The following is a 25918-nucleotide window of genomic DNA, read 5'->3' as shown; positions in this document are numbered from 1 at the left end:
TCCGTGTAGGCGCCGCGACATGAGCCACCATGCCGCGACGAAGCCTCGCGAACCATGATGCCATGGGGTACGGCGCTGATGCAACCAAGTTGCATCAGCGGGCAACCGGTGGATGGATCGCTCGACGTGGGCTACCGCTGCGGAGACAACGACCTGAACGACTCGCCTCCTGACTGGGAACGCGTGATCTATCACGCGGATTGAGCCGCCGGGGTCCGAGCAGGCCGGCTCACCCCCGCCTGTCCGGCGCTCCAGCCCGGCCAGGCCAGGCCAGGCGAGCGACGACCCCGCGGCGACGCCTCTGTCACACTCTCGCCCGCCGGGCCGATGGTCCGGGCATGAGAGCCGCCGCTCCGACCGCCCTCGCCCTCCTCGCCCTCGCCTGCACCCCCTCCCCGCGCGACCCGGCCCCGGCGCCGCCGACCAGCCGTCCCGCCGCGGCGGAGGCGCCGCCGCCGCCCCTCTGCGCCCGGCGCGCGGTGGGCACCGCGCCCACGCCCCTCGACGCGACCCACGCCGGCTCCGGCGTCGCCCTCGCGGAGCTCGGTGGGCGCACCCTCGCCTTCGTCGCCGACGAGGACGACGCTGTCCTCCACACCGTCGACATCGACGCCCGCGCCGCGCTCGCGCGCACGCCGCTCGCGGGCCGGCCCGCCCAGGTGATCGTGCTGGGCGACGGCCGCGTCGTGGCCTCGCTGCGCGACCGCGCCCTGCTCGAGGTGCTGGAGCCGGTAGGGCCTGCCGCCCCCCTCGAGCGAAGGTGCCTGGTGCCCGTGGCGAGCGAGCCGGTGGGCCTCGCGATGACGCCGGACCGCGCCACGCTGCTCGTCGCGAGCCGCTGGGGCCACGCGCTCACCAGCCTCGCGACCGCCGACCTCCGGCGCACCGGGGAGCTCCCGCTCGCCCGGGATCCCAGCGCGGTCGTCGCGTCGAGCGACGGCCGGCGCGCGTTCGTCTCCCACGCGGTCGGCGGCCGCATCAGCGTCGTGACGCTCGGCGAAGGCGGCGCGCCGACCGGCGCGCGGGAGCTGTCGACCGACGGGGTGGAGCGGCGCGCCCCGAGATCGACGTCGAAGCTCGCCAAGCCTTTCCCCCGCAGCTCGAGCGGGCCCTCGCGGAAAGTGCCCTTCGATTTCGAGGACGGGACGCCGTTCCAGGTGCGCCGCCCGACGGTGGACGTGGATCGCCGCGGCTCCCAGGGCTTCGCGCTGGCGCGGGCGGCGAGCGGCGCGGTCTTCGCGCCCATCGCGCTCGTCGATCCGGGGCCCGCGACGGGCGGCGGCGGTTACGGCAGCGCGCTGGTCGCTACCGTGATCGAGCACATCGCGGTCGTCGACGCGATGGGCGAACGAGCGGACGTCCCGCCGGTCTCGGCCCACCTCGGGCTCCGCGGCTGCCGGCTCCCGCGGGCGGCAGCGATCGAGCCCGGGGACGAGGTCCTGCTCGTCGCGTGCCTCGGCCACGACGAGGTGATCGCCTACGACGCCCGCGCCCAGATCCCCGGCAAGCCGCCGCGGCCCGGATCGGTGCGGGATCGCGAGCTCTTCCGCGCCCGCGTGGGCGCCGGGCCCACCGCCATCGCCGTCGACGGAGCGCGCCGGCGCGCCGTGGTCTTCTCCCGGTTCGACGGCGCGCTGACGATCCTTCCCGCCGCGCGCGACCCGGGGCCGGCCGCGATCGGCGCCGTCGGCAAGGAGCTCGGGGGCGAGCTGCCGGTCATCACCCTGCCCCGCGCGTCGCGCCTCGACGAGCAGCGCGCGGAGGGCCAGCGGCTGTTCCACGCGGCCGGCGGCCGTCGCGTCGCGTTCGACGGCCGCGCCTGCGCCAGCTGCCACCCCGACGGCCGCGACGACGCGCTCACCTGGTCGACGCCGGAGGGCCCGCGCCAGACGCCGATGCTCATGGGGCGGCTCGACGGCACCGCGCCGTACGGCTGGGAGGGCGGCAAGAAAGACCTGGCGAGCCACTTCGCCCGCACCATGTCCCGGCTCGCGGGCACCGGCCTGAGCGCGAAGGAGCGCGACGCCATCTTCGCGTACCTCCGCGGCATGGATCCGCCCGCCGAGGCGACGGTCCTCACGGCCGAGGAGCGCGCCGCGCTCGTGGCGGCGCCGGCCGGCGCCGCAGAAGCGGCGGCCGCAGAGCCGGCAACCGCGGTGGCCGGCGCCGGCGCGGCCCTCGCCGCGCGCGGCGAGGAGGTCTTCCACGCCCGCGAGGCGGGCTGCTCGAGCTGCCATGTCGGCGACGAGCTGACCACCGACGGCGCGCGGCACGACGTGCGGAGCGCGACGCGCGTCGAGACGGAGCGCTCCTTCGAGACTCCCTCGCTGCGCTTCGTCGGCCGGTCCGCGCCGTACTACCACGACGGCCGCTACCCGACGCTGCTCGCGCTGGTCGAGGGGGTGGACGGCTCCATGGGCCACACGGCCCACCTGTCGGCCGGGGATAGGCGCGCCCTGGTCGCTTACCTGGAGTCGCTCTGAGGGTGGCGCGGCCGGCCTGATACGCACTCGACGGCACCGCGCCGTACCTCCCTGGAGTCGCCCTGATGGCCGCGCGACCGGCGCCCAGCGCGCGCCGCGCGGCCCCCTCAGGCCGTGAACCCGCCGTCGATGGTGATCGTCGCTCCGGTGATGAAGCGCCCGCCTTCGCCGGCAAGGTGAGCGACCGTGGCGGCGATGTCGTCGGTGCTGCCGTAGTGACCGAGCGCGAGCATGCTCCGCTGCATGTCCGCTCCAGCGCCGTTGGCCGGGTTCATGTCCGTGTCGATCGGGCCGGGCTGGATGAGGTTGGCGGTGATGCCGCGCGGCCCGAGATCGCGGGCGAGGCCCTTCGTGAGGCCGACCAGCGCGGTCTTGCTCATGGAGTACAGCGTGATTCCCGGCCCCGGCACCCGGTCGGCGAGGCAGCTGCCGATGCTGACGATGCGCCCGCCAGCGCCCATGTGCCGCGCCGCGGCCTGCGAGGCGAGGAAGACGCCCCGCACATGGATCCCCAGCGTCTTGTCCAGGTCCGCGAGCGTCACAGCCTCGATCGGCGCCATGATGGCGACACCGGCGTTGTTGACGAGGATGTCCAGCCTGCCGAACTCGGCCACCGTCCGCTCGACCGCGCCGACGATCGCAGCCGGATCCGCGGTGTCCGCCGCGATCGCCATCCCCCGCCGACCCGCCGCCTCGACGTCGGCGATGACCGAGCGCCCCTTGTCCGCGGCGCTCACGTACGTCAGCGCCACATCCGCCCCGCCCCGCGCCAGCCGCTTGACGATCGCCGCGCCAATCCCACGGCTGCCCCCGGTCACCAGCGCCACCTTGCCTGCGAACTCCGCCATGTGTACCTCTTTTCTGTACAGATCGATACAGAATGTATACGCTCTCCCGTGACCGGTGGTCAATCAGTTTTTTATCGATCGTCACAGAAATACAGAAAGGTCTCGATGATGGTCGGACGGGGTCGCCCTCGCAGCTTCGATCGGGGCGCCGCCCTGCGGCGGGCGATGGAGGTGTTCTGGGAGCGGGGCTACGAGGGCACCTCGCTCAGCGATCTCACGGCCGCGATGGGCATCAACTCGCCGAGCCTCTACGCCGCGTTCGGCTGCAAGGAGGCGCTGTTTCGCGAGGCCGTGGCGCTCTACAGCGAGGTCGAGGGCGCGGCGACGAACCGGGCCATGAGCGACGAGCCGACGGCGCGCAGGGCGGTCGAGGCGATGCTGCGCGGCAACGTGGAGGGGTACGCGACGCCGGGCAAGCCGAGCGGCTGCATGATCGTGCTCGCCGCGACGCTCGGCACGCCGGAGAACGAGCGCGTGCGCGCCTACCTCGCCGGGTGCCGGCGGGCGGCGCTCGACGCGCTCCGGCGCCGGCTGGATCGCGGCGTCGTCGAGGGCGACGTGCCGGCGGGCACCGACACGAGGGCGCTCGCCGCCTTCTACACCACCGTGCTCCAGGGCCTCTCCCTCCAGGCCCGCGACGGCGCCTCGCGCGAGGCGCTCCAGGCGATCGTCGACTGCGCGATGGCAGCATGGGAGACGCTGGCGAGGCCGCGCGCCGCGGTCTGAGCGCGCGAGGCGGCGCGCGAGGCGAGCCCGCGCGCTACGTGGCTTCGTTCATCGGCCGCATGACGATCTGCACGATGCGCGAGCGGTCCCGCGGCAGCGCGGCGAGCACCACGGCCTCGGCCACGTCCTCCGGCGTGGAGAAGCCGCGCATGCGCTCCGAGCCGGCGGTTCGCCCGTCGCCGAGGGCGAAGTGCGTCTCGACGCCGCCCGGACAGACGGCGCTCACCTTGATGTTGTCCTGCCAGAACTCGCGATCGAGCGCCTGGGTCAGGCCCATCTGCGCGAACTTGGAGGCGCAGTAGATGGCCTCGCTCGGATAGCCCTGCAGGCCGGCGACGCTGGCGACGTTGATGATGTGGCCGCCGCCCTGGCGGCGCATGTGGGGGATCACCTCGCGGCAGAACAGCCATGTCCCCTTCACGTTCGTCGCCATGATGCGGTCGTAGTCGTCCTCCGACCACTCGAGGAAGGGCCGGTATCCGCCGATGCCCGCGTTGTTGACGAGGATGTCGACCCTCTCGAGCTCGCGGACCGCCCGCTCCACGCACGCGGCGACGGACGCGGCGCGGGTGACGTCGGCCTCGATCATCAGCCCGCGGCCGCCCGCCTCGCGGAGCTCCCGCTCGAGCGCCGCCAGATCGGCCGCGGTGCGCGCCACGCCGACCACGACGGCCCCCTCCCGGCTCAGCGCGAGCGCGCTGGCCTTCCCGATTCCCCTGCTCGCCCCGGTGATGAGCGCGATCTTGTCCTTCAGCCGCACGGTGTCCCCCTCTCTCTCCGCCGCGCGCAGAGGAACGGAGCGTCGCCCCCCGCGCCGGCGGGAGGCACGTTATCACGGGCGCGCCCCGCCGGCGCGAAGCCGGTGCCCGGCCTCAGGCAGAGCGCCGGCCTCGAGGCTGGTCTCGGGGGCGGTGGTCGCGGCCCTCGCGCTCCGCGGCGCGCCGCCGGGAAGCACGGCCGGGCTGAAGGGGTGATATAGGACCTGCCATGACCACGCCCGCGCTCCCATCGAAGCTGCCGTCGACCGGCGTCAGCATCTTCACGGTGATGACGCGGCTCGCGAACGAGCACGGCGCCATCAACCTTTCGCAGGGCTTCCCGGATTTCGACTGCGCGCCGGATCTGGTGGAGGCCGTCGCCCGCCACATGCGCGCGGGCCACAACCAGTATGCCCCCATGCAGGGCGTGCTGGCCTTGCGCGAGGCGCTCGCGATGAAGATCGAGCGGCTCTATGGCCGCCGCTACGACCCGGCGACCGAGATCACGATCACCTCGGGCGCCACCGAGGGCATCTTCAGCACGATCACGGCGTTCGTCCGCCCCGGGGACGAGGTCATCCTGTTCCAGCCCTGCTATGACTCGTACGCGCCGGCCGTGCAGCTGAACGGCGGAACGCCCGTGTTCGTCACGCTCCGCTTTCCGGAGTACCGCGTCGACTGGGACGAGGTGCGGCGCGCGATCACCCCGCGCACGCGGCTCCTGCTCATCAACTCACCGCACAACCCGACCGGAACGATGCTGTCGGCCGACGACATGCGCGAGCTCGGGCGGGTGCTGGAAGGGACCGACGCCCTCGTCGTCGGTGACGAGGTGTACGAGCACATCCTCTTCGACGGGCGCCGGCACGAGAGCCTCGCGCGGTATCCGGAGCTCTCGGATCGCTCCGTCGTCATCAGCTCCTTCGGCAAGACGTACCACACGACCGGCTGGAAGGTGGGCTATTGCGCGGCGCCGCAGGCGCTCTCGGCCGAGATCCAGCGGGTGCACCAGTTCGTGACGTTCGCGGTGAACGGCGCCATCCAGCACGCGTATGCCGAGGTCGTGACGCGCGACCCGCTCGCCGCCGATCTCGCGCCCTTCTACCAGGCGAAGCGGGATCTCTTCCTGCGGCTCATCGATGGCTCGCGGTTCCGCCCGCTGCCGTGCGAGGGCACGTATTTCCAGCTGCTCGACACCTCCGCGATCACGTCCGAGCGAGACGCCGACTTCGCGCTGCGCCTCCTCCGCGAGCACGGCGTCGCCTCGATCCCGATCTCCCCTTTCCTCTCCGGCGTGGAGCCCGGGCCCGTCCTGCGGTTCTGCTTCGCCAAGCGGGACGAGACGCTGGAGCGCGCGGCCGAGAGGCTGCGCCGGGTCTGAGGGCCCGCCGCGGCGGACCTCCGGGGCGCCACCTTCCGTCCACCCGGCTTCGTCGACAGCCGGGCGAACTCAATGCCTCGCAGCCACAGAGGAACGACCTCATGAATGCAGAGAAGAACGACGCAACTCAGGCCCACGAGCTCCTCGCCGAGGCCGAGCGGATCTCGGCGCTCCTCGCCGAGCACGCGGCCCGACACGACCGGGACGCCACCTTCCCGATCGAGGGGCTGACCGCCACGATCCGCTCACCGATCAACACAGCGCTGCTCGGCGGGGCCGCCGGCGACGACGCCGCCCGCGCGCCCTGCTCGTGGCTCACCTTCGGCCGCATCGTCGCCATCCTCGCGCGGGGCGACGCGTCGTTCGCCACGGCGTGGCTCATGCACCAGGGCGCCATGTCGGTGTACCGCGCCCTCGTCGACCCCGGCGAGCGGTCCCGCTTCGAGCAGGCGATCCGCCGCGGCGCGTGGGTCGGCAACGCGCTCTCCGAGCCCACCAGCGGCAACATGTTCCTCGTGCCGCGCCAGGTGGCCCAGAAGGCCGAGGGCGGCTATCGCCTGACCGGCGAGAAGCGCTTCGTCACCGGGTGCGAGCACGCGGACTTCTTCTTCACGGCCGCGGTCTGCGACGGCCAGCCCGCGTTCTTCCTCCTCGAGAGGGACGACTCGATCGCCATCGAGCCCGTCTGGGACACGCTCGGCATGCGGGCCACGCGCAGCCAGATCGTCCGCTTCCAGGGCACGCTCCTGCGCGAGTCGCGGCGGCTCGCGGTCGATCCCACGGCGCCCAACCCCATCCCCAACGGCCTCGGCTGGCTCTCCGTTGGCATCGCCGAGGCCGCCATGGCCGCGGCCGTGGCCTACGCCAAGGAGCGGGTCCTGCCGCCGGGCGACCGGCCCATCGCCGAGCTGCAATGGGTGCAGTTCGCCGTGGCCGACATGAGCCTGCGCCTCGAGGCCGCGCGCGCCCTCGCCATGCGCACCGCCGCCGCCCTGGACGCGGGCGACCCGAGCTACGGCCTCCTGCAGCTGCAGTCCAAGGTGGTGGCCAACGAGGCCGCGGTGGCCATCGCCACCTCGGCCCTGGAGATCGCCGGCGGCGCCGGGTACATGCGCAGCCGCCCCATCGAGCGCCACCTGCGCGACGCGATGAGCGGCCCCATCATGGCCCTGTCCGGCCCCGCGATCCGCGACATCGTGGGCAAGGCCCTGCTCGGCGTCGCCTGACGCCGCGCGTGCGGCCATCTGCGCGAGCCCGCGCGGCGTCGGAGCGCACGGCGTCGGAGCGCGCGGCGCCGGCGCGCGTCAGCCGAGCAGCTGCCGGATCCGATCGAGCAGATCCGGAAAGCCGATCCCCTTCGAGAGCACCGCGTCCGGCGGGGGCGCGTCGCCGAGGGCCTCGTCGCCGCTGCCGCTGATCAGCACCGCCTTCGCGCGCGGCAGGCGCGCCCGCAGCACCGCCACGAGATCGGTGCCGTGGCCGTCGCCGAGGTTCTGATCGAGCAGCGCGAGGTCGTACCGCGCGCCCTCCGCCGCGATCTTCCGCCCGGCCTCGGCGAACGAGCCGGCCTCCTCCACCTGGAAGCCCTCGTCCTCCAGGAGCGTCGCGAGCACGAACCGGGACGACGCGTCGTCGTCGACGAGGAGCACGGTCACGCTCACGCCGCCCTCCTCCGCCCGCGCGGCCGGCGCGGTCGCGGCCAGGCAGGGCGCAGCGCCCGCCCCTCCCCCGCGCCATGTCCCGCGGCCCTCAGCACGTCCCCGGGTCGCTCCGGGCGCGCGCGATCGTGTGCATCAGCTCGCGCACCTCGAACGGTTTGTGGAGGCAGGCGTACCCGCCCTGGCTCGTGAACGCGTGGATCATCTCCGGCGTCGCGTGGCCGGTCATCGCGATCACCGTGATCCGGCGGCTCAGCCGCCGGATCTGCTCGTGGGTCCTCACGCCGTCCAGCGACGGCATCCGGAGGTCGATCACGCATACGTCGACCGCCGCGTCCCGCGCGCGCTGGATGGCCGTGTGCCCGTCGTACACGGCCTCCGCGCGCAGCCCGGCCGCGTTGAGCCCCGCCACGATCGACTCCGCGACCGCGGGGAGATCGTCCACCACGAGCACGCCGCGCGACGAGAGGGCCCGCGCGATGATCCGGATGAGGTGCTCCATCGAGAAGGGCTTGTAGATGACCGCATAGACGCCCTCGCCGATGCCCTGCTCGATGAGCTGCTCGCGCGCGAAGCCGGTCATCAGCACCACCGTGAGCTCCGGCTGGAGCCGCTTGATCTCCCGGAACGTCGCGACGCCGTCGAGGCCGGGCATCCTCACGTCGCTCAGCACGAGCGCGAAGCGCCGCTGCCTCACGAGCTCGAGCGCGTGCGCCCCGTCCCGCGCCTCGACGACCTCATACCCCTCGAGCTCGAGGTTCGCAGCGAGCGTGGCGCGCATCCCTTCCTCGTCGTCCACCACGAGCACCGGTCCGGTCCCTTGCATCGACGGCCGTCTCCCTCCGCTGTCACGCTGTCACGCTGTCACGCGGGCTGCACGGAGGAGTGTACCTCCGGCGCCGCGGCGCGCGGTAACCGGATGGTGAACGTCGTCCCCGCGCCGGGCGCGCTCTCCACCGCGATCGTGCCGCCGTGCAGGCGGACGATCCCGGCGGTGATGGCGAGCCCGAGGCCCGTCCCCTTCAGCTTCGTGCTGAAGAGCGGCTCGAAGATCTTCGCGAGGTGCTCCTCCTCGATCCCCTCCCCGTTGTCGGCCACCACGAGGCTCACGGCCTCGTCACATACACGTCCAACCACACGCACCCACCCTTCGCGTTCGACCGGGATCGCCTCGGCCGCGTTCTGGATCAGGTTCACGAGCACCTGCCGGAACTGGTCCTTGTCGAGGCTCGGCACCGGCAGCGCCGCCGGCACGAGGTTCTCCAGGCGCACGTGCGCGGGCGGCGCGACGACCGACATGGCGTCGTCCACCAGGGGCGCGAGCGGGCAGGCGGTGCAGCGGAGCCTGCGCTCACGCGCGAAGTCCAGGAGATCGCCGATGATCCGGTTGCACGAGAGCAGCTCCTTCTCCATCAGGCCGAGGAACTGGGCGACGCGCGGCTCCGCGCCGACCTCGGTCCGGGCGAGGCGCTTCTTGAGGTAGTGCGTCGCGTTCCGGATGGCGCCGAGCGGGTTGCGCAGCTCGTGCCCGACGCTCGCCGCGAGCTGCCCGATCGCCGCGAGCCGCTCGACGCGCACGCTCGACGCCTGGGCCTCGCGCAGGCTCTCGGCCATGTGGCGGAGCGCCGTGCCCATGCGCCCGAACTCGTGCTTTCCCAGGTCGGGCAGCGGGTAATCGAGGTCGCCTCCGGCGATGCGCCGCGAGCACTCCGCGAGCGCGCCGAACCCGCGCGCCATCGAGCGCAGGAGCCCGCCGAGGAGGACGACGAGGAGCACGAGCGCCGCCGTCATCAGGGCGATGCTCGCGATCCTGATCCTGGCGCCTGCGCGGCCCGCCTCCTCCGCGTTCCGCGCGACGTCGCGCCGCGCGTCGGCGATGGCCGCGTCGATCTGGGGCACGAACCCGTCCTCGTACTCGGCCTCGGGACGCTCCACGAACCTCCGGTAGGCCGCCAGATCCCCGGCGCTCGCCATGCGGGACACGTGGTCGACACCCCCGGAGATCGCCGCGAAGCTCGCGCGCATCCGGCGCAGGCGCTCGTCGCCCTCCTGCGCCTCGCGCAGCGCCTCGGGGGCGCGCTCACCCTCGATCAGCGCCCGCTCGAGCGGCTCCCACGCCCACTCGAGCGGCTCCCGCGCCCGCTCGAGCGGCTCCCGCGCCCGCTCGAGCGCCTCCGCCGCGGCCAGGTCCCGCGCGACGAGCCCGGCCAGGTAATGGAGCTCCTCGGTGTCGCCGCCGCCGAGGGAGATCTCCGCGGCTTCCCGCATGTAGCGGCCGGCGTGGTTGGCGAGCGTGACGTGGCGGGTGAGATCCTCGTACGACAGCTCGGCGCGCCGCTGGAGCCGCGACATGCTGGCGGACGTGACGTGGAGCGCGCCGGTCGCGAGCAGCACGACGGCCGCGGCCACGGCGAAGATCAGCGAGAGGGCGGCCCGGATGCTCATCGCGGCGCCTCGGCCGCACGCGCCGTCACAGCCGCTCCTCGGCGCCCGCGCCGGGCGGCTCGGGCGCCAGAGCGAGGGGCAGCTCGATGCAGGCCAGCGTGCCCGAGGGTGCGCTGCGGCCGAGGGTGAGCGCCCCGAAATAGCGGCGCGCCACGCGCCCGGCGATGTTGAGCCCGAGGCCGAGGCGGCCCGGCTTGGTGGTGTAGAACGGGCGCGTGACCGCCTCCCGCTCCTCCTCGGGCACGCCCGTCCCCGTGTCGCCGACCTCGATGCGGTAACGCGCGCCCACCACGCTCCCGCGCAGCGTGACCACCCCGCCCCCGGGCATCGACTCCGCCGCGTTCTCGACGAGGCACCGGACCGCCAGGGCGAGCTCGGCCGGATCGAGCTCGACCACGCCCTCCGCCGCGTCGACGTCGACGCGGATCCCCGGCTCGGCGATGCGCGCGCAGGCCGCCGCCGTGAGGACGCACTCGCGGGCGCTCGCGCTCACCGGCCGCCGCCTGAGGCTCGGGTTCGCGTCGACGGCGCCGTCGACGAGCGCGCTCGCCGCGATCGCCTCCTCGTCGATGACGTCGAGGAATTGCTCCACCCGCGGGTCGTCCCGAAAGGCCTGCTCCCGGGCGACCTTGCGCCGGATGAAGAACGCCGCATTGCGGATCGTCCCGAAGCAATTGCGCAGATCGTGGCGCAGCGTGGCCACGATCTCCTCGGCCGTCGCGGTCTGCTCCACCGCGCCGAGCGGATCTCGGCTCGTCATCGTGGGGGATGGCCTCCTCGGGCGCCGCGTTCGCCGCCGCGGTCGATCACTTGAGGGTCCGGGCCGGGAGCCCAGCGTCTCCGACCCGCACCGTGTCCAGGTAGCTCGACGCCGCGCGGGAGGACGGGGGCGGGTACGAGCTCACCCGCTCGCGCTGCGAGGACGCCGGCGCGTCCTGGGCCTCCCGCGGCCTGAGCGACGGCGCGGCCCTCCTCGTCTTCGAGGCGGGCGCGGCGGCCTCGCGCGCCGAGGCGGCACCCGCGCCGGCGTCCGCGGCCCGCCGCGCGTGGGCGAGGCGCGCGAGCTCCAGGACGATCCGGGTGACCCGGGCGGGCTCGAACGGCTTGAGGATGACGTAGTGGCGGCCCGCCTCGCCGGAGCGGATGTACTCCTCGTCGCCGGTGATCAGCAGGCAGCTCGTGTAGAACGGCAGGCCGGCGACCCGCTTGAGGAGCTCGTCTCCGTTCATCCCGGGCATCTTGTAGTCGGAGCAGACCACGTGGAACTGGCCTGTCTGCAGCAGCTCGAGCGCCCGGTGGGCGGACGTGCAGGTCTCGACATCGACGTCGTCGTCGAGGATGGCCGCGATGCTGTCCAGCATCCTCCGCTCGTCGTCGACGACGAGCACGCGCAGCCGCTCCTGGGCATACAGGCTCACGATTCTCCTCTTGTGTGCTCGTGCAGTGATCTGGACGCAGCCCGGGCGAGCGGCGGCAGGACGCCTCGCGTCATGTCGCGCGCGCTCGGCCCGCGCGCTCCAGGCTGTGCGGTGGCGCCGCACGACACCCATGCTCTCGTGTCGATACGTTCCAGCCCGGAGCAGCGGCGCAGCAGATTAGGAATCTACACTACTCACCCTTCCCCGGCAACGAAGATTCCTGAACGATTCCTGAGCGGTTCTCCGGCTCGCCGTTGTGGGGCGTCTTCGCGCGTCTTCGCGCGTCTTCGCGCGTCTTCGCGCGTCTTCGCGCGTCTTTGCGGGTCTTTGCGCGTCATCGCCCGTCTTCGTGCTTCCAAGTCACCGTCTTGAAACATTCGATTCACACGAACGATAAGCGCGTCGGCAGTCCGCCGCGCTCGACGCGCATGGATTGCACATCTGCAAGGAGCGGGGAGATCTCGACGCGAAAAGGCGCCATGAGCTGCGACTCTGTGCGAGAGGCATCCATTACAGAGCTGCAATCAGCGCAGGTGTGCGCTCGGCGCCGCTCGCCGGCGGGCAGGCGCGCGGCGCGCGGCCTTCCCGGAGGAGCCGGGCCGCCTCCCGTCTCCTCCTCTGCGACCGGCGGAGACGGACGCGCGCCGGGCGGTGCCGAGGACGGCTGCGCCGCTCGGCTGTCTTCAGCGCCGCGCGGCGCCTGACGACCGTGGAGTGACCGCCGCGATCCCATCTGGTAAGATGTGCGTGTCCATGCCACCGGCCATCGACAAACGCGCGTTGCTCGCGGCCCTGAAGGATCAGCTCGCCCGTGAGCTCGAGCGCTTCACCGAGCGGGCGCGCGACGCCGCGAGCGCCGTGACGCACGAGGAGAACCGCGCCGAGGGCGACAAGGACATGCGCGCCACCGAGGCGTCCTACGTGGCGCGAGGTCACAGCGAGCGCGTGCTCCAGATCGAGCAGGCGCTCGCCAGGCTGGGCGCCGTCACGGTGCGCGAGTTCGGCCCTGGCGCGGGCATCGAGAGCTCGGCGCTCGTGGAGCTGGAGAGCGGAAAGCGGCGCGCTCTCTACTTCCTCCTGCCGGCCGCGGGCGGCGAGCGCATCCAGTTCCAGGGGGTCGAGCTGCAGACCCTCGCCACGACGAGCCCCCTCGGCGCGTCCCTGCTGGGCCTGTCGGAGGGCGACGAGGCTGAGGTCGCCACACCGCAGGGGACGCGCACCCACCTGATCGCCAGCGTGCGGTAAGGCCGGCCCGGACGGGCCTAAGCCGGCCTCCGGGCCGCCTGCGGAGCTTGCCCGAGGGGCCTGAGTCCAGAAAAAGACGCTCGTCCTCGTAGGGTCCCCCTCCCCGCCGGCGTCACAGGGATGAACGACCCGCTCGGCACGACGCGGGCGACCCAGGAGAAGAGTCCATGACGCAGTCTCGTTGGTGGAGGCTTGGTGGGATATTGCCGCTCGTCGGCGCGCTCGTCGGCGCGGCCGGTTGCACGGCGGAGCCGGGGCAGGGCGACACGTCCCCGAGCGAGGAGGCCGCCGAGGCGGCGCTCGCTCAGGGGCCGTCGAAGGGGGACCGCCCCGGCGGCCACCGGAAGGGCTTCGGCGGCCACCACGGCCCGGAGCACCTCCTGCGCGCAGCGCTCCACGCGCTCGACCTCTCGGACGCGCAGAAGGCGACGATTAAGGGTGCCCTCGAGGGCCTGCACGACGGCGCGAAGGAGCACCCGGACCACGGGGCCGTCCTCGCGGCGCTCGCCGAGGGCGTGCGCGCAGGCAAGATCGATCGGGCCGCGATCGAGGCGAAGCTCCCGGACGCCGGCCCAGTGCCCGAGGAGCACCGTGCGCGCGTCGCCGGGGCGCTGAGCACCCTGCACGCCACGCTCACGAAGGAGCAGCGCCGAAAGCTCGTCGACGCGATCGCCGCGAGGATGGATGAGCGAGGAGAGAGGGGCGACCGCGGCCCGCGCGGCGAGCGCGCCGGGATGCACGGCCCCGGCATGATGCACGGCCCCGGCATGAGGGGCGGTCCGCTGGGCCACCTCCTCCACGGCCTCAACCTCAGCGACCAGCAGCGCGCGCAGATCGACAAGGCCCTCGAGAGCCTGCGACCGAGCGACGCTGACGTGGACGCGAGGCATGCGGCGAAGCGCGCCGAGATGCGCGCGCGGCTCGAGACGTTCGCCGCGGACCGCTTCGACGCGAACGCGTTCCTGCCGGCCGCGGACGCGGAGATGGGCCCACGGGCGCACCTGGGCCACATGATCGACATGCTGGGCGCGATCGTCCCGATCCTCGACGTCGCGCAGCGCAACGCCCTAGCCGCTCGCCTCGGGAGGGGCCCGACCGCGGGCAGGCCGGACCACGGCCCCGGGCACGGCGACCACGGCCCCGGGCACGGCGACCACGGCCCCGAGCACGGCGACCACGGCCCCGGGCACGGCGACCACGGCCCCGAGCACGGCGACCACGGCCCCGGGCACGGCGATCACGACCCCGGGCACGGCGACCACGGCCCCGAGCGCCGCTGAGCGCTGGTCCCGGTGGCACGCGCGGTGCGATGGGCGCAGAATCGCGAGGGCTCGTGATCGTCGACCTCAGGCTCGTCGCAGCGCGCGTCGCCGGGGGCGATGACGCGGCCTTCCGGCAGATCGTCGAGCACACGCGCGCGCCGATGTACCGCCTCGCCGCGCGCCTCGTCGGCGACCTCGCGGAGGCCGAGGACGCCCTTCAGGAGGCGTTCGTCGACGCCTACCGCGCCCTGCGCGAGGGGCGCTACGACGGGAGATCGAAGGTGGAGACCTGGCTGTACCGCATCGTGACGAACGCCTCCCTCGACGCCCTCCGGCGCCGCCGCGACACCCCGCGCGAGGCGCCCGCCGAGCCGCGCTTCGACGGCCTCGTCTCCGCCGAGGCGCGCGTCGCGCTGCGCGAGCTCGACGCCCTGCTCGCCGCGCTGCCGCCCCAGGAGCGCGCCGCGCTCGTCCTCGTCGCCGTCGAGGGGCTGCCCGCGAAGGAGGCCGCGGCCGCGCTCGGTTGCTCCGAGGGCGCCGTTGAGCAACGTTTGGTCCGCGCCCGCGCGGCGCTCCGCGCGCGGCAGACCGAGAAGGAGGCGCCTCATGCCTGACCGCGACGACGACCGGACAGAGCTCGATCGGGATCTCGCGCGCCTCGCGGCCGCGACCGACCGCCTCGACGCCGACGACCGCTTCACCGCGGCCGTGCTGCGCGCCGCGGCGGCGCCCGACGACCCGCTCGCCCGCATCGCCCGCGCCACCGAGGCCATCGCGCCGGACGCCGCCTTCACCGAGGCTGTGCTCCGCGCCGCGACGGCCGCTCCCCTGCCCGCGCGCGTCGCGGTGGCTGACGGCATCGTCCGTTCGGGTCGCGCCGCGATCGTCGTCACCGCCCTCGCGGCGGCCGCGAGCGTCCTCTTCTTCCTGCACACGCAGCGCGACGTCGACAGCGCGATCATGGCCTCCGTCGAGACCGTCGAGGCGAGCGAATGACCCTGCGCCCCGCGCCCCCGCCTGCCCCGGCGCGCTGGAAGCCCCTGGCCGTGCTCGCCGCCGTCTTCCTCTTCGGCCACGTCGCAGGCGTGGCCTTCGGTCACGTCACGGCCCTGCACGAGCTCGAGGCCACCTTCCGGGGCCCTCCGACCGAGGCGCGCGCCCAGTTCCGCCTCAAGGCGATGCGCCGCCACCTCGACCTCACCGACCGCCAGGTGCGCGAGCTCAGGGCGACCCTCGCCGAGGCCGAGGCCGAGCGGGACCGGCTCCTCTCCGAGTGCCGCCCCGCGCTCGACGCCCTCCGCGATCGCACCGACGCGCGCGTGAAGGGCGTGCTCACGCCCGAGCAGCTCACCCGCTACGAGGAGCTCGAGGCCGAGCGGCGGCGGCGCCCGGGCCCGCCGCCGTTCGGGCCGGGGCCTGGCCGCGGGCGCGGGCCGGGCGGTCGGGGCGACTGAGCGCCTGTCCGGGCAGCGCCGACGAGGGCGCGCTGCCCCGCTACGCGAGCTCCTCGTCTTGCAGCGCGCAGTTGATCCCGAACGCCGCGGCGGCTCCCTCCGCGGCGGCCACGATGGCGAGCAGCACCTCCTTCGAGGCGTCCCCGGCGACGAAGACCCCTTCGCAGGTCGTCTCCTCGTGCTCGGCGACCGTCTCGACGCCCCGCTCCTCCGTGACCGTGCAGCGGAGCCGCTCGGCCAGATCCGACCCCTGCTCCTGCTTCGCCTTGAGGAAGAGCGAGCGGCGCTCCACCGCGCTGCCGTCCTCGAGCACCACGCGCTCCAGCATCCCGTCCCTGCCCTCGAGCCGGACGACACGCTCCTCGCGCACGCCGATCCGGTGGCGCGCGAGCCGATCCGCGTCCGATCTCGACAGGGACGCTGGCCCGTCCGTGAACAGGACCACGTCATCGCTCCACGTCTTCATGTTCACGGCGAGCGAGACCCCGGTGCTGCCCTGTCCGTAGACGCCGATCGCCTGATCGCGCGCCTCCCATCCATCGCAGTAGGGGCAGTGGTGCGCGCTCTTGCCGTACATCGCGGGGAGCCCCGGCAGCTCCGGCAGCCGGTCGACGAGCCCGGTGGCGAGCAGCAGCTTGCGGCAGCGCAGGCGCTCGCCGCCTTCCAGCGTCACCTCGAAGCGCCTCGCTCCGCGGCGGACGTCGGTGACGGCGGCCTCGCGGATCTCGACGCCGTACGGCGCCAGCTGTTCGCGCGCTATCCGCCGGAGCTCGGGCGGCGCGATCCCGTCGCGCGACAGGAAGCCGTGCATTTCGGGCGCCGCGTGGTTGCGGTACTGCCCCGAGTCGCACACGAGGACGCGCCTCCGGCAGCGCCCCAGGATGAGCGCCGCGCTGAGGCCGGCCGGCCCTCCGCCGACGATGATCGCGTCGTATCCCGGGATGTCCTCTTCGCGTGTCGACATGGTCGGCGCCCGCCTCGCAACGGGCGGGCCCGCCACCGGCGCGCACGGCGTGTCCGCGTCCTCGTCCGAGGTGGGCTCGCGGGCGCCGCTCGCGGGCGTTCGCTCGAGCCGCTATGGTCACCTCATGCGCTCCTGCATGAGGCTGCCTGCCGTGCTGCTCCTGGCGGTGACGCTGACGAGCGCCTGCGCCAGAGGGGACCATTCCGGGTCGGCCCCGCCCGCGCAGGCCGCGGCGCTGGATCAGCGAGCGCCGGGGCCATTACCCGCGGCGCCGCCGCTCGCCGGGAGGGCGATGCGGATCACCGTCGAGACCGCGATCCTTGTCGACGCCTTCGAGCCGGCGATGCAGCGGCTGCGGACCGCGGTCGAGGAGCACGGCGGCTACGTGAGCGAGGCCCGGGTGCACGGCGGCCCGCACCGGAGCGCGTCGCTCGAGGCGCGGGTCCCCTCGGCGAAGGTCGGCGCGTTCCGCGCCGCGGTGGCGTCGGTCGGTGAGGTGGTCGACGACGCGGAGAAGGCCGAGGACGTGACCGAGCAGCGCGCGGACATCGGCGCGCGGCTGCGGAACGCCCGCGCCCAGGAGAAGCGGCTGCTCGACCTGCTCTCCGACAGGACGGGGAGCCTCGCGGACGTGGTCGCCGTCGAGAAGCAGCTCGGGAGCGTGCGTGAGACGATCGAGCAGATCGAGGCGCAGGAGCGGTTGCTGGAGGGGCAGATCGCCTATGCGACCGTGAAGATGTCGATCACGGCGCGCGGCGAGGAGCAGACATTGGGCGCCGGCGGCAAGATCGCCCGCGCGGCCAGCGAGGGAATCGAGAACGCGGGGGTCGTCGCCGTGAAAACCGCGGTCCTCGCCGCCTCGATCGGCCCCACGTTGCTGCTCCTGGCGGCGTTCTTCGCGGCGCTCTACTACGCCCTTCGCGCGATCGTCCGGCGGCAGCGGCGCACGACAGCCAGCTTCCGTCCGCCCTTCCAGGCGGGCCCGATGCACGCTTACCCGAGCGGCGCGCCGCCGGTGCAGGGTGCGCAGCCTTACCCGATCGCCGCGCCGCCGGCGCAGGGCGCGCAGCCTTCCCCGGAACCGACCTCGCCGCCTCCGGCGCAGGGCCCGCGCGGCGACGGCGAGATCGGCCCCGGGTGAGCCGGATCGCAGACCCGAGCAGCTCGATCACCACCCGCTCGGCCCCCGCGCACGAGATCCCCTGACAGCGCTTGCCGGGGCGCTCGGCGGCGCGCTCGTCAGCGAGCTCGTCAGCGAGCGGCGTGCCTCGCGCCATTGCCCCCGGCCCCGCGCACGCTCCTATCGCCACACTGCACATCGCAACGACACACAGACCGCTCGTTGCCCTTCTGTCGAGCCTTCATGCAATGTGAGATTTCGATCATCCACGCTCCTTGCTGGGTGTCAGACGGCGCGCGACGAACACGACACGCGGTCTCGCGCTCGCCCGGCACGCCGTGGACAGAGCACCCCTGACTCCAACGACTTCAGATTTCTACACAAATCGCCTGTTGAGTACTGGACATGATGGCTAGTCATCGGTACACCCCATGTGACCTTCGACGAGGGCACGAAGGGACGAACCCGGGGGGGGAACGACGATGTACCGGATCAGCATCGCTGATTTCGCAGCGCTTTTGCTCGTGTCTTTGGTCGGCTGCGTCGCAGTTCAGGAAGAGGAGGAGGACTCCTTAGGAGTTGCCCTTAGCGCGCTCGAGTTCGTCAACGCCCTCAACCCCAACGCCCTCAACCCCAACGCCCTCAACCCCAACGCCCTCAACCCCAACGCCCTCAACCCCAACGCATTGAGCCCGGCGGCCCTGAGCGCGATCCGGGATCCGGGCGCGGCCGGCGATCTCTCGCGCCAGCTCCTCAGCTATGTGGTCGGCTGTGCGTTCCTCCCGGCGCAGTCGTTCAGCTTCTCGTGGACCGACGGCTCGGGCACGGTGCACAACGAGGAGTACAGGGGGATCATCGGCCTCGTGCCGGACTGGAGCACCAAGCCGCTCGGCCTGATGGACCAGCAGTGGATCTCGGCGTGCCTCGCGTCGCGGACGAACTGGTACGGCGTCTCCGTGACGATCTCCTCGCGGGGCACCCCCTCGGCCATCGACAAGACCGGTACCCTCGAGCTCACGACCTACACGCATCTGGAAGGCGCCTTCTGGGGCAATCTGTTTGCCCCCTCTCCGTACCTGAACGCCTGCTACGATGAGGCGAATCGCGGCCATTCACGGTCGCTCTTGCGGGACTGCGCCGCCGGTCACCTCACCAGCGGCGGGGCCGTCCAGCAGTGCGGGATGCTCAGCATCCGCGGGTCGTGCGCCGCCTACTGCCAGCAGCTCAACACGAACGGCATGTACTACCCGAGCTGCGTCAACAACCTCACCGGCATCCCGGAGTCGACCACCCGTGTGATCACCGTCTTTCTTCCCTAGCCACGGACGGCGAGCCCGAGCCGCGGAACCTGCCCCTGGTCGACAGGACATTCTCCGGGAACAGGAGCCACGCAAACACGAAGCGGCGTCCGTCCGGATCGAAGGTGTCTTTCGCCGTGTCGATAGCGCCTCCGAGATGCTCCGATGTACGAGGCGGCGAGCACGAAGGGCAGGTCCCGGTCGGTGGTGCGCGGGGCTGCGATGAGGGCGAGTCGGTCGTGCGTGGGAGTACCGCTGTCGACGCGCCAGCCCGCGAGAACGAGCCAGCCCCGGCCGATTCAGTACTTCACGGGGCCGGCCTGATGGTGCACCATTTCAGCGCAGAAGAACTCCGGGGCGGCCGCGGGCGGAGAGCGGCGCGCAGGGCTCAGGGGGGCTGAGCGCGCTCTCCTCGGCGGCGAGCGGCCGCACGTGAGGTCGCAGATCAGGCAGGGCTCAGGGGGGACGATGGAGATCGACCGGCAGAGCGACGAGCGAATCAAGGCAGAGAACGCGCGGCTCCGGGCTCGCGTGGAGGAGCTGGAGCGAAGGCTCAGCTCGGGCGCGGCGCCGCGCGACGCGCAGCGCGAGCTCGCGGACAGCGTGCCTTACCGCGCGCTCTTCGATGCGGTGACCGTACCGCTGGTGGTCCACCGCGCGGACGGGCTCCTCGTCGCGATCAACCGGGCCGACTGCGCGCGGTGGCGCATCAGCCCCGAGCAGATCATCGGCAAGTACAACGCGCTGGAGGATCCGCAGGCGGTGACGACGGGCCACGCCGAGGCCTTCCGCCGAGCGCTCGCCGGGGAGGTGGTCACGCTGCCCCCGGTCCCCTACGACACCGAGCCGGGCGAGCTCTACAAGGATCGGCGCCGGCTCTGGACCGAGCCGAGCTACGTTGCGTTCGAGGACGCGAGCGGGAACCGCTTCGTGGCGGTGGTGACCATCGACGTCACCGCGCGCGTGGAGTCCGAGGCGCAGAGGCGCCGGGGCGCCGCGCTGCTGGAGGCCTTCATTCAGAACGCGCCGATGCTCATGTTCGCGCGGGACAGCGAGGGCCGCCACACGCTGCTGAACCCGCCGGTCGAGGCGCTCCTCGGCAAGCCCCGCCAGGAGCTGATGGGGAAGACCCAGCACGACCTGTTCCCCGCGGAGATCGCCGACCGGTTCGCGACGCAGGACCGGGCGGCGATGGCGTCGTCCGAGCCCATCACCTCCGAGGACGAGATGGAGCTGGCCGACGGGACGCACGTGTACATGAGCACCAGGTTCGCGCTCCGCGACGAGGAGGGCAGGGTCTCCGGATGCGGGGCAATCGCGGTGGACATCACCGAGCGGGTGCGGGCCGAGGCGAGGACCCGGCACCTGCAAGAGAAGATGCTGCTCGTGCAGCAGGAGACGATACGGGCGATCTCAACGCCGCTATTGCCCATTGCGGACGGGGTGCTGGTGGCGCCGCTGGTCGGCGAGCTGACCCGCGAGCGGGGCGCGCAGTTCACCGAGACGCTGCTGGACGGGATCTCCCGCCAGCACGCCCGGATCACCATCCTCGACGTGACGGGGGTTCCGCAGGCGGGGCCGGAGGTGACGGACGCGCTGATCCGGGCGGCGCGGAGCGCGCGGCTGCTCGGGGCCGAGGTGGTACTCACCGGGATCCGGCCGAGCGTGGCGCAGGCGCTCGTGGAGCTGGGGGCCGATCTGGGGGGGATCGTGACGCGGGGGACGCTGGAGCGCGGGGTGACCTATGCGCTCTCCGGCCGCGAGGGGGCGCGGCCGCCAGCGCGAACCCGGAGCGGGCGCGGCGCGCACTAGCTCACATCCCGGGGCCATCGTCGCTCTTCGCCAGCGTCGCGGCGTTGGCCTTCACCTGCCCGGGGGTCAACGGCTCGCCGTACACCGCGGCATACTGGATCGAGCCGCGAAGAGCGCGCCCGGCCTTCCGCGTGTTTCCGAGCACGAGATACCACGTCGGCTCCGCCCACGTGAAAACATAGTCGGCGGGCGGCCGCTCCAGGATCTCGTTCGTTCGCACATCGCCGTTCACGTAGAGATCGACGACGCCCTCGGCGGCGTTCAGCACGAGGTGCAGGACGCACGGCCGCTCCATCTCCTCGAGGGGAATGAACCACTGACCCACGAACAGCGTCTGGGAGCTGGCGTAGATGTGGAACTGCAGCTCTCGGTTTCCCATCCCGTCGGGGTCGCCCGCGCTCAGCGAGTACTTCCCGAACTCTCCTGTATCGGTCCCGAGGTACAGGATGCGAGCCGGCACGCCCTCGACCGCCGCGTCCGTCACGCTCACCACGGTCTCGAGCGTGAGCGCCGCCTTCGACACGAGGAGCTTGCTCGGGGGCGTGGCGGTCGAAGAAAACGCGGCCTCCACGCGCGCGTTGCCGCCCAGGGTCGTCCAGCGGAGGCCCACGCGCCCCGCCTCGCCTTCCAGCGTCAGCCTCTCTCCGTCAGGCACCACGTCGAGCGAGAGCCCCGGCTCCGGTCCCGAGTCGACGAGCTTGCCATCGGCGTCATACGCGTCGAGGAAATACCGCGCGAGCAAGCCGTCATCGACAAGGCAAGTCGAGACATGGCTCCCCGGCCCATCGCAGCCCTCCGGGGGCGCCCCGCCGCAGCCGCCACCCCCTTGCCCACAAGGCTCCACGGTGCCACCGGCGCTGGCGCTCGTTCCGTCTGTTCCGCCTGTTCCGCCCGTGCCGGGGACGACATCCTCGTAGCTGTAAAAGACGCAGCTACCCCCGGTGAGCGCGACCAGCGGGACGATCGTCGAGAGCGCCCGGCCCATCCACGTCCAAGATTCGATGCGCACCATCGGGACGATCCCTCTCTTCGGAAACCTCACCAGCGCTTGCTGATCACGAGCCCGCCCGGCATGGGGCTCACCGAAAGGCCGGTCGCCGTCGCGTCCCGCGCGTCGGGCTGCCCTGTCAGGAGGACGTACGCCGCCGTGCCGAGCCCCGCCGCGCCCGCGGCCAGGAAGCTCCAGACCGCCGCGTTCGCGAGGTCCGCCTTGGCGTGTCCCAGGTCGTTGTACTCGCGCAGGTCGAGCCCGGGGCAGCGCGCAGGGTCCGTGCAGGCCGGCTCCAGGAGGCGCTGCTGCGAGCTCGCCTTCCCGTTCGAGAGGAACACGAAAGCGACGCCGAGCCCCGTCCCCGCGGCCGTCGCGGCGAGCCCCGTGAACACGACCGCGGTGCTGCGCGGGCTCGGACGTCCATCCGCCGCGTCACCGCCCTCCTGGGCGCTGCCGTCGGCCGCACCCTGCCCAGGGCCGAGCGGCCCGCCGCCCTCCTGGGCGCTGCCGTCGGCCGCACCCTGCCCAGGGCCGAGCGGCTGCGGCTCGCCGCCCGGGTCGCGCCCGGTCCTGTCGCTCTCGATCCGCACCTTACCGGCCGCGAGATCGACCTCGACCTTGGCCCTCATCCCCTCCTTGAGGACGATCTCCTTCGTCAGCCCGCGTCGTCCAGGCGCCCCCACGGCGAGCGTGTGGCTGCCCGGATCGCGCGCGACGGGCGTCGACGGCGGCACGTCCAGCCCGCCGAGCGCCACCTGCGCGCCCCCCGAGCCCGCGCCCGTCACGGTGATCTCCACGGTCGGGATGCGCGACGAGACGGCCTCGAGCTCCGTCCTCGCCTCGGCCTGCGCCTGCCGGAACGCCTGCGAGGCGTCGGCCGGGAGCTGTTCGTCGACGATGACCTGGTAGACCGAGCGCGCCTCGGTCAGGCGGCCGAGCTTGTGGCAGGAGCGCGCGACCATGATCAGGAAGGTCGGCGCATGCACCGTGGCCTCGGCTCGGCGGAAGGCCTGGAGCGCGTCCCGGTACCGGCGCGCTCGGTAGGCCGTCCACCCCTGGTTGGCGTACGCGACGGCCGCCTGCCGCGCCTTCGCCGACGGGGGCGGCGCCTGCGCGGACGCCTCCGCGCCGGCGAGCGTGACAAGGAGGAACGCACCCATCACCGCCGCTCGGAAGCGCATTCCTGCTCTCTGGGGACGCGGAGCCACCCGGCTAGAGCCCCCAGTCCGGCCTGCTGCCGGACTTCTTGCGAGGACCCGGTAGTGCCTTGCGCGGCGCCGCTGTCGACGCGGTCCGAGCGGTGGCCGGAGACGCGGGGCGCGCGGGCGCGGCGCTTCGCGCCGCCGCCGCGGAGGGGACGGCGGATGCCTGTGCCGGCGCCAGGGAGGCCGCGCCCGGCGCGCCCGCGCCCGGGTCGAGCGGCAGCGGGGCCGGCACCACCGCGGGAGTCGCCGCGGCGCGCGCCTCGGGAGCGCTCGCGATGGCGGGGACCGCGGCGAGCCCGGCCGGCGCGCCGCTCGACGGCGCGGCGGGCGCGGGCGCTGCGGCGGCCGCGGACGCCTGGGTCGTGGTCTGATCGCCGTCGGTCGATGCGCCCCTGAGCGTGGCGATGAACAGGCCGCCCCCCACGGCGACGATCGTCGCCCCGATGGCGACCCGCCCCGCGACCCGCGCGATGGCACCGCGCGCCGTGTGCGGCGTCGACAGGTTGATCGCGCCGGTCAAGGTGCCCGGCAGCGATTGCGGGTTCGGCGTCGAGGCGCGGACGTCGTTCGGGTCCGAGCGCCGCTGGATGGGCATCGTCGTCAGCTGCGCCACCGGCGGCGTGCCGGGGTCGGCGAGCCCGGGCTCCCCGCCGGGGCCCCGCGATGACCACCCGGCGCCCAGCGAGGTGTCCCCCCCGAGCGAGAAGAACGGCGGCGCGCCCGCGACGCGCGCGAGCTCGTTGACCATGTCGCGCACGTTCTGGAACCGCTTGTCCCGATCACGCGCCAGCGCCCGCGCGAAGAACGCGTCGATGCCGCTGGGCAGATCGGGGGCGATCTCGCGCGCCGACGGCACCGTGCCGAGGATCACCTTCGTGACCACGCGGCCGATCGCGTCGCCCGGGAACGGCAGCTGCCCCGTGAGCATCTTGAACAGGATGACCCCGAGCGACCAGAGATCGCTGCGCGCGTCCACGTCCCGCTCGCCATAGAACTGCTCCGGGCTCATGTAGTTGGGCGAGCCCATCACCTCGCCCGTGGCCGAGATATCGGCCGCGAGCACCGCCGAGACGTCCTTCGCGATCCCGAAGTCGAGCAGCTTCACGATCTCGCCGTCCTCGCCGTCGACGCGCGCCAGGAAGAAGTTGGCGGGCTTGAGGTCGCGGTGCACGAACCCCGCTTCATGGACGCTGCGGAGCGCCTTCCCGGCCTGGACGATGATGTGCAGCGTCTCCGGGAGCGAGAGGCGGCCGCACCGCTGGAGGCGCTTGCTGAGATCCTCGCCTTGCAGGAGCTCCATGACGAGGTAGGGCACCTCGTCCTCCTCCTCGAAGCCGAAATCGTGGACCTGCACGATATGAGGGCTCTTGAGCTGCGCGGCGGCGCGCGCCTCCCGCTCGAAGCGCGCCCGGAGCACCGGCAGCCGCGAAAACGAGTCGCGCATGAACTTGACCGCGACGAGCGTGCCGAGCTGTACGTGCTGCGCCACCCAGATCGAGCCCATCCCGCCGTGCGATAGCTCTCGCTCCAGGCGGAATTTGCCGGCCAGAAGGACGTCTTTTTCAAACTTCATACGCCCGGACACCTCCCGAGGGGGGAGTCGAGAGGATACCGAATCCCAGGCAAGACGCGAAGCTCCGTGTGGTCGCTCCGGCGCGGGGAGCAGCACCTCGTACGACCGTCGCGGGGGGCGGTATGCAAACAGGCGACACGGCGCCAGAGCAGGGCGACGAGGCCAGGACGACGCCGAGCTGCGCCCGCAGGCGTGCCTGCGCCGATCCGTACCCTGGGCGGAAGGTGACGCGACGCGTGCGGCAGGTCAGGAAGCAGCCAGGGGTGCTGGCGCGCTGCAATGCGCAACGCCACAGCCGCCGCCCGATCCTGCCCGGGGATGCGCGCCGCGCTAGCTCGCCGGGCCGCCGGAGGCCGGCACCAGCGCCAGCACCCGGGCCGGCGCGCCGCTGCCGCGCGCGAGCGGGAGCGGCGCGACCACCACGATCGCCCCGGCCTCCGGCAGCTGCTCCAGATTGGCCAGGTTCTCGATGTGGTAGCCGCCGGCGCCCAGGAAGGCCCTGTGCTGCTCGAATGTCTCGCTCTGCCCCGGGTCGGTCGACAGCGTATCGATACCGATGCAGCGCACGCCGCGCTCGCGCAGGTAGCGGCTCGCCTCCACGGACACCCCGGGAAAGTGCATGACGCCCTGCGGGTCCTGGTTCAGGTACCTCGCCGGATCGGACCAGCGAGCCCCCCAGCCCGTCCGGATCAGCACGATATGCCTCGCGCCGAGCGCGCCGTGCCGCGCCTCCCAGCTCCGGAGATCGCCCACGGTGACCCGGTGGTCCGGGCTCGCCGCCACGGCCGCCGTCACGTCCACGACCGCCGCTGCCCCGACGAGCTGCTCCGGCGCGATCTGCTCGACGGTCGCCGCCCCGGCCGTGAAGTGCGCCGGCGCGTCCACGTGGGTGCCCGCGTGCTCGGCCATCGAGAACCGATTGGAGCAATACGCGTCCTTCTCGATGGTGCTGAGCGTCTCCGGCGCATAGGGCTCGTCGCCGGGAAACAGCGGCATCTCCGGGGTGATCGGGTGCGTCAGATCGACCACCCGCGCCGTGGCGAGGTCGATCACGAAAGCTCCGTGCGCCTCCTGCATGGCGCACAGCTCACCACGAGCCCGCTGACCGCACAAGGCACGCCGACGGGCGCTCGCGCCGCGCCGCGCCGCGAGCGGCGCGCCCGCCCGACGCGACGACCGAGGCGGGTATCGCTGCGCGCGGGCCCGTGCCCGCGCGCGCGGCTCACACCTTTGACGCGCGAGAGGTCGAGGACACGCTTGATCCTCGGCGCACTGGG

Annotated in this window: 25 protein-coding genes; 13 read left to right on the top strand and 12 right to left on the bottom strand. The window is 73.1% G+C overall.

The features are described 5' to 3' along the window. The first annotated feature begins 78 nt into the window (after window positions 1–78). Both WMF12_RS45945 and WMF12_RS45940 read left to right on the top strand, forming a co-directional pair. Complete coding sequence (locus WMF12_RS45945; RefSeq protein ID WP_437855221.1) at window positions 79–204, top strand: hypothetical protein; 126 nt, start codon at window positions 79–81, stop codon at window positions 202–204. Between the two features lie 134 nt (window positions 205–338). Next, window positions 339–2483: a cytochrome C peroxidase gene (locus WMF12_RS45940; protein WP_437855219.1), complete on the top strand. Its 2145-nt coding sequence runs from the start codon at window positions 339–341 to the stop codon at window positions 2481–2483. Window positions 2484–2590: 107 nt separating this feature from the next. On the opposite strand, the gene WMF12_RS45935 is transcribed toward WMF12_RS45940, so the two are convergent. Further along, window positions 2591–3331, bottom strand: coding sequence for an SDR family NAD(P)-dependent oxidoreductase (locus WMF12_RS45935; protein ID WP_437855214.1), 741 nt, complete (start codon window positions 3329–3331; stop codon window positions 2591–2593). A 108-nt stretch (window positions 3332–3439) separates the two neighbouring features. Between WMF12_RS45935 and WMF12_RS45930 the strand changes: the two genes are divergently transcribed. After that, window positions 3440–4057, top strand: coding sequence for a TetR/AcrR family transcriptional regulator (locus WMF12_RS45930; RefSeq protein WP_437873960.1), 618 nt, complete (start codon window positions 3440–3442; stop codon window positions 4055–4057). 34 nt (window positions 4058–4091) lie between these two features. Here the strand turns inward: WMF12_RS45930 and WMF12_RS45925 are convergent, their stop codons facing one another. Continuing rightward, window positions 4092–4817: an SDR family oxidoreductase gene (locus WMF12_RS45925; protein WP_437855211.1), complete on the bottom strand. Its 726-nt coding sequence runs from the start codon at window positions 4815–4817 to the stop codon at window positions 4092–4094. Window positions 4818–5044: 227 nt separating this feature from the next. Here WMF12_RS45925 and WMF12_RS45920 point away from each other — a divergent pair, with 227 nt between their 5' ends. Both WMF12_RS45920 and WMF12_RS45915 read left to right on the top strand, forming a co-directional pair. Beyond that, entirely contained in the window at window positions 5045–6196 is a 1152-nt protein-coding gene (locus WMF12_RS45920; RefSeq protein ID WP_437855208.1) for a methionine aminotransferase, read from the top strand. Between the two features lie 101 nt (window positions 6197–6297). After that, the gene (locus WMF12_RS45915; protein WP_437855206.1) at window positions 6298–7422 is read left to right on the top strand and encodes an acyl-CoA dehydrogenase family protein; all 1125 of its coding nucleotides are present in this window, start codon (window positions 6298–6300) and stop codon (window positions 7420–7422) included. Between the two features lie 78 nt (window positions 7423–7500). Here WMF12_RS45915 and WMF12_RS45910 read toward each other — a convergent pair whose 3' ends face one another. The 5 genes from WMF12_RS45910 to WMF12_RS45890 all read right to left on the bottom strand — a co-directional run bounded on the left by WMF12_RS45910 (window position 7501) and on the right by WMF12_RS45890 (window position 11717). After that, window positions 7501–7857: a response regulator gene (locus tag WMF12_RS45910; protein WP_437743048.1), complete on the bottom strand. Its 357-nt coding sequence runs from the start codon at window positions 7855–7857 to the stop codon at window positions 7501–7503. Between the two features lie 88 nt (window positions 7858–7945). After that, window positions 7946–8680 (bottom strand): response regulator, encoded by a 735-nt coding sequence (locus WMF12_RS45905; protein WP_437855203.1) that lies wholly within the window; start codon window positions 8678–8680, stop codon window positions 7946–7948. 38 nt (window positions 8681–8718) lie between these two features. Next, window positions 8719–10299 (bottom strand): sensor histidine kinase, encoded by a 1581-nt coding sequence (locus WMF12_RS45900; RefSeq protein ID WP_437855202.1) that lies wholly within the window; start codon window positions 10297–10299, stop codon window positions 8719–8721. Window positions 10300–10324: 25 nt separating this feature from the next. Continuing rightward, the gene (locus tag WMF12_RS45895; RefSeq protein ID WP_437855198.1) at window positions 10325–11059 is read right to left on the bottom strand and encodes a sensor histidine kinase; all 735 of its coding nucleotides are present in this window, start codon (window positions 11057–11059) and stop codon (window positions 10325–10327) included. Window positions 11060–11105: 46 nt separating this feature from the next. Beyond that, entirely contained in the window at window positions 11106–11717 is a 612-nt protein-coding gene (locus WMF12_RS45890) for a response regulator transcription factor (RefSeq protein WP_437855196.1), read from the bottom strand. A 753-nt stretch (window positions 11718–12470) separates the two neighbouring features. On the opposite strand from WMF12_RS45890, the gene WMF12_RS45885 reads away from it, so the two are divergent. The 5 genes from WMF12_RS45885 (at window position 12471) to WMF12_RS45865 (ending at window position 15678) form a co-directional block, all read left to right on the top strand. Continuing rightward, complete coding sequence (locus WMF12_RS45885; RefSeq protein WP_437855194.1) at window positions 12471–12962, top strand: GreA/GreB family elongation factor; 492 nt, start codon at window positions 12471–12473, stop codon at window positions 12960–12962. Window positions 12963–13129: 167 nt separating this feature from the next. Continuing rightward, on the top strand, window positions 13130–14242 hold the full coding sequence (locus WMF12_RS45880) for a Spy/CpxP family protein refolding chaperone (RefSeq protein WP_437855191.1): 1113 nt from the start codon (window positions 13130–13132) through the stop codon (window positions 14240–14242). 29 nt (window positions 14243–14271) lie between these two features. After that, the gene (locus WMF12_RS45875) at window positions 14272–14838 is read left to right on the top strand and encodes an RNA polymerase sigma factor (protein WP_437743041.1); all 567 of its coding nucleotides are present in this window, start codon (window positions 14272–14274) and stop codon (window positions 14836–14838) included. After that, window positions 14831–15220, top strand: coding sequence for a hypothetical protein (locus WMF12_RS45870; protein WP_437743040.1), 390 nt, complete (start codon window positions 14831–14833; stop codon window positions 15218–15220). The genes WMF12_RS45875 and WMF12_RS45870 overlap by 8 nt, the downstream gene beginning before the upstream one ends. Further along, window positions 15217–15678, top strand: a complete 462-nt coding sequence (locus WMF12_RS45865) for a hypothetical protein (RefSeq protein WP_437743039.1) — start codon at window positions 15217–15219, stop codon at window positions 15676–15678. Before WMF12_RS45870 ends, WMF12_RS45865 begins: the two co-directional genes overlap by 4 nt. Window positions 15679–15718: 40 nt before the next feature. Here the strand turns inward: WMF12_RS45865 and WMF12_RS45860 are convergent, their stop codons facing one another. Continuing rightward, entirely contained in the window at window positions 15719–16642 is a 924-nt protein-coding gene (locus WMF12_RS45860; RefSeq protein WP_437855188.1) for an NAD(P)/FAD-dependent oxidoreductase, read from the bottom strand. 292 nt (window positions 16643–16934) lie between these two features. On the opposite strand from WMF12_RS45860, the gene WMF12_RS45855 reads away from it, so the two are divergent. The 3 genes from WMF12_RS45855 to WMF12_RS45845 all read left to right on the top strand — a co-directional run bounded on the left by WMF12_RS45855 (window position 16935) and on the right by WMF12_RS45845 (window position 20872). Further along, window positions 16935–17783, top strand: coding sequence for a DUF4349 domain-containing protein (locus WMF12_RS45855; protein ID WP_437855187.1), 849 nt, complete (start codon window positions 16935–16937; stop codon window positions 17781–17783). A 461-nt stretch (window positions 17784–18244) separates the two neighbouring features. Beyond that, a complete protein-coding gene (locus WMF12_RS45850) occupies window positions 18245–19081 on the top strand; it encodes a hypothetical protein (RefSeq protein ID WP_437855185.1) in 837 nt (278 codons plus the stop codon). Window positions 19082–19492: 411 nt separating this feature from the next. Beyond that, the gene (locus tag WMF12_RS45845) at window positions 19493–20872 is read left to right on the top strand and encodes a PAS domain-containing protein (RefSeq protein ID WP_437855183.1); all 1380 of its coding nucleotides are present in this window, start codon (window positions 19493–19495) and stop codon (window positions 20870–20872) included. Between the two features lies 1 nt (window position 20873). Here the strand turns inward: WMF12_RS45845 and WMF12_RS45840 are convergent, their stop codons facing one another. From WMF12_RS45840 to WMF12_RS45825, 4 genes are all read right to left on the bottom strand, one after another. Beyond that, window positions 20874–21884 (bottom strand): hypothetical protein, encoded by a 1011-nt coding sequence (locus tag WMF12_RS45840; RefSeq protein ID WP_437855181.1) that lies wholly within the window; start codon window positions 21882–21884, stop codon window positions 20874–20876. 26 nt (window positions 21885–21910) lie between these two features. Then, window positions 21911–23044 carry a tetratricopeptide repeat protein gene (locus WMF12_RS45835; RefSeq protein ID WP_437855179.1) on the bottom strand — a complete coding sequence of 378 codons (1134 nt, stop codon included), beginning with the start codon at window positions 23042–23044 and terminating at the stop codon, window positions 21911–21913. Window positions 23045–23075: 31 nt separating this feature from the next. Continuing rightward, window positions 23076–24641 (bottom strand): serine/threonine-protein kinase, encoded by a 1566-nt coding sequence (locus WMF12_RS45830; protein WP_437855177.1) that lies wholly within the window; start codon window positions 24639–24641, stop codon window positions 23076–23078. A gap of 330 nt (window positions 24642–24971) precedes the next feature. Beyond that, a complete protein-coding gene (locus WMF12_RS45825; protein WP_437855175.1) occupies window positions 24972–25718 on the bottom strand; it encodes a cyclase family protein in 747 nt (248 codons plus the stop codon). Window positions 25719–25918 lie beyond the last annotated feature (200 nt).

Source organism: Sorangium sp. So ce363 (genome assembly GCF_051520435.1).
Classification (GTDB): domain Bacteria; phylum Myxococcota_A; class Polyangia; order Polyangiales; family Polyangiaceae; genus Sorangium; species Sorangium cellulosum_B.
Note: the sequence above shows the minus strand (reverse complement) of the source record. Positions and strands in the feature narration are given on the sequence as shown.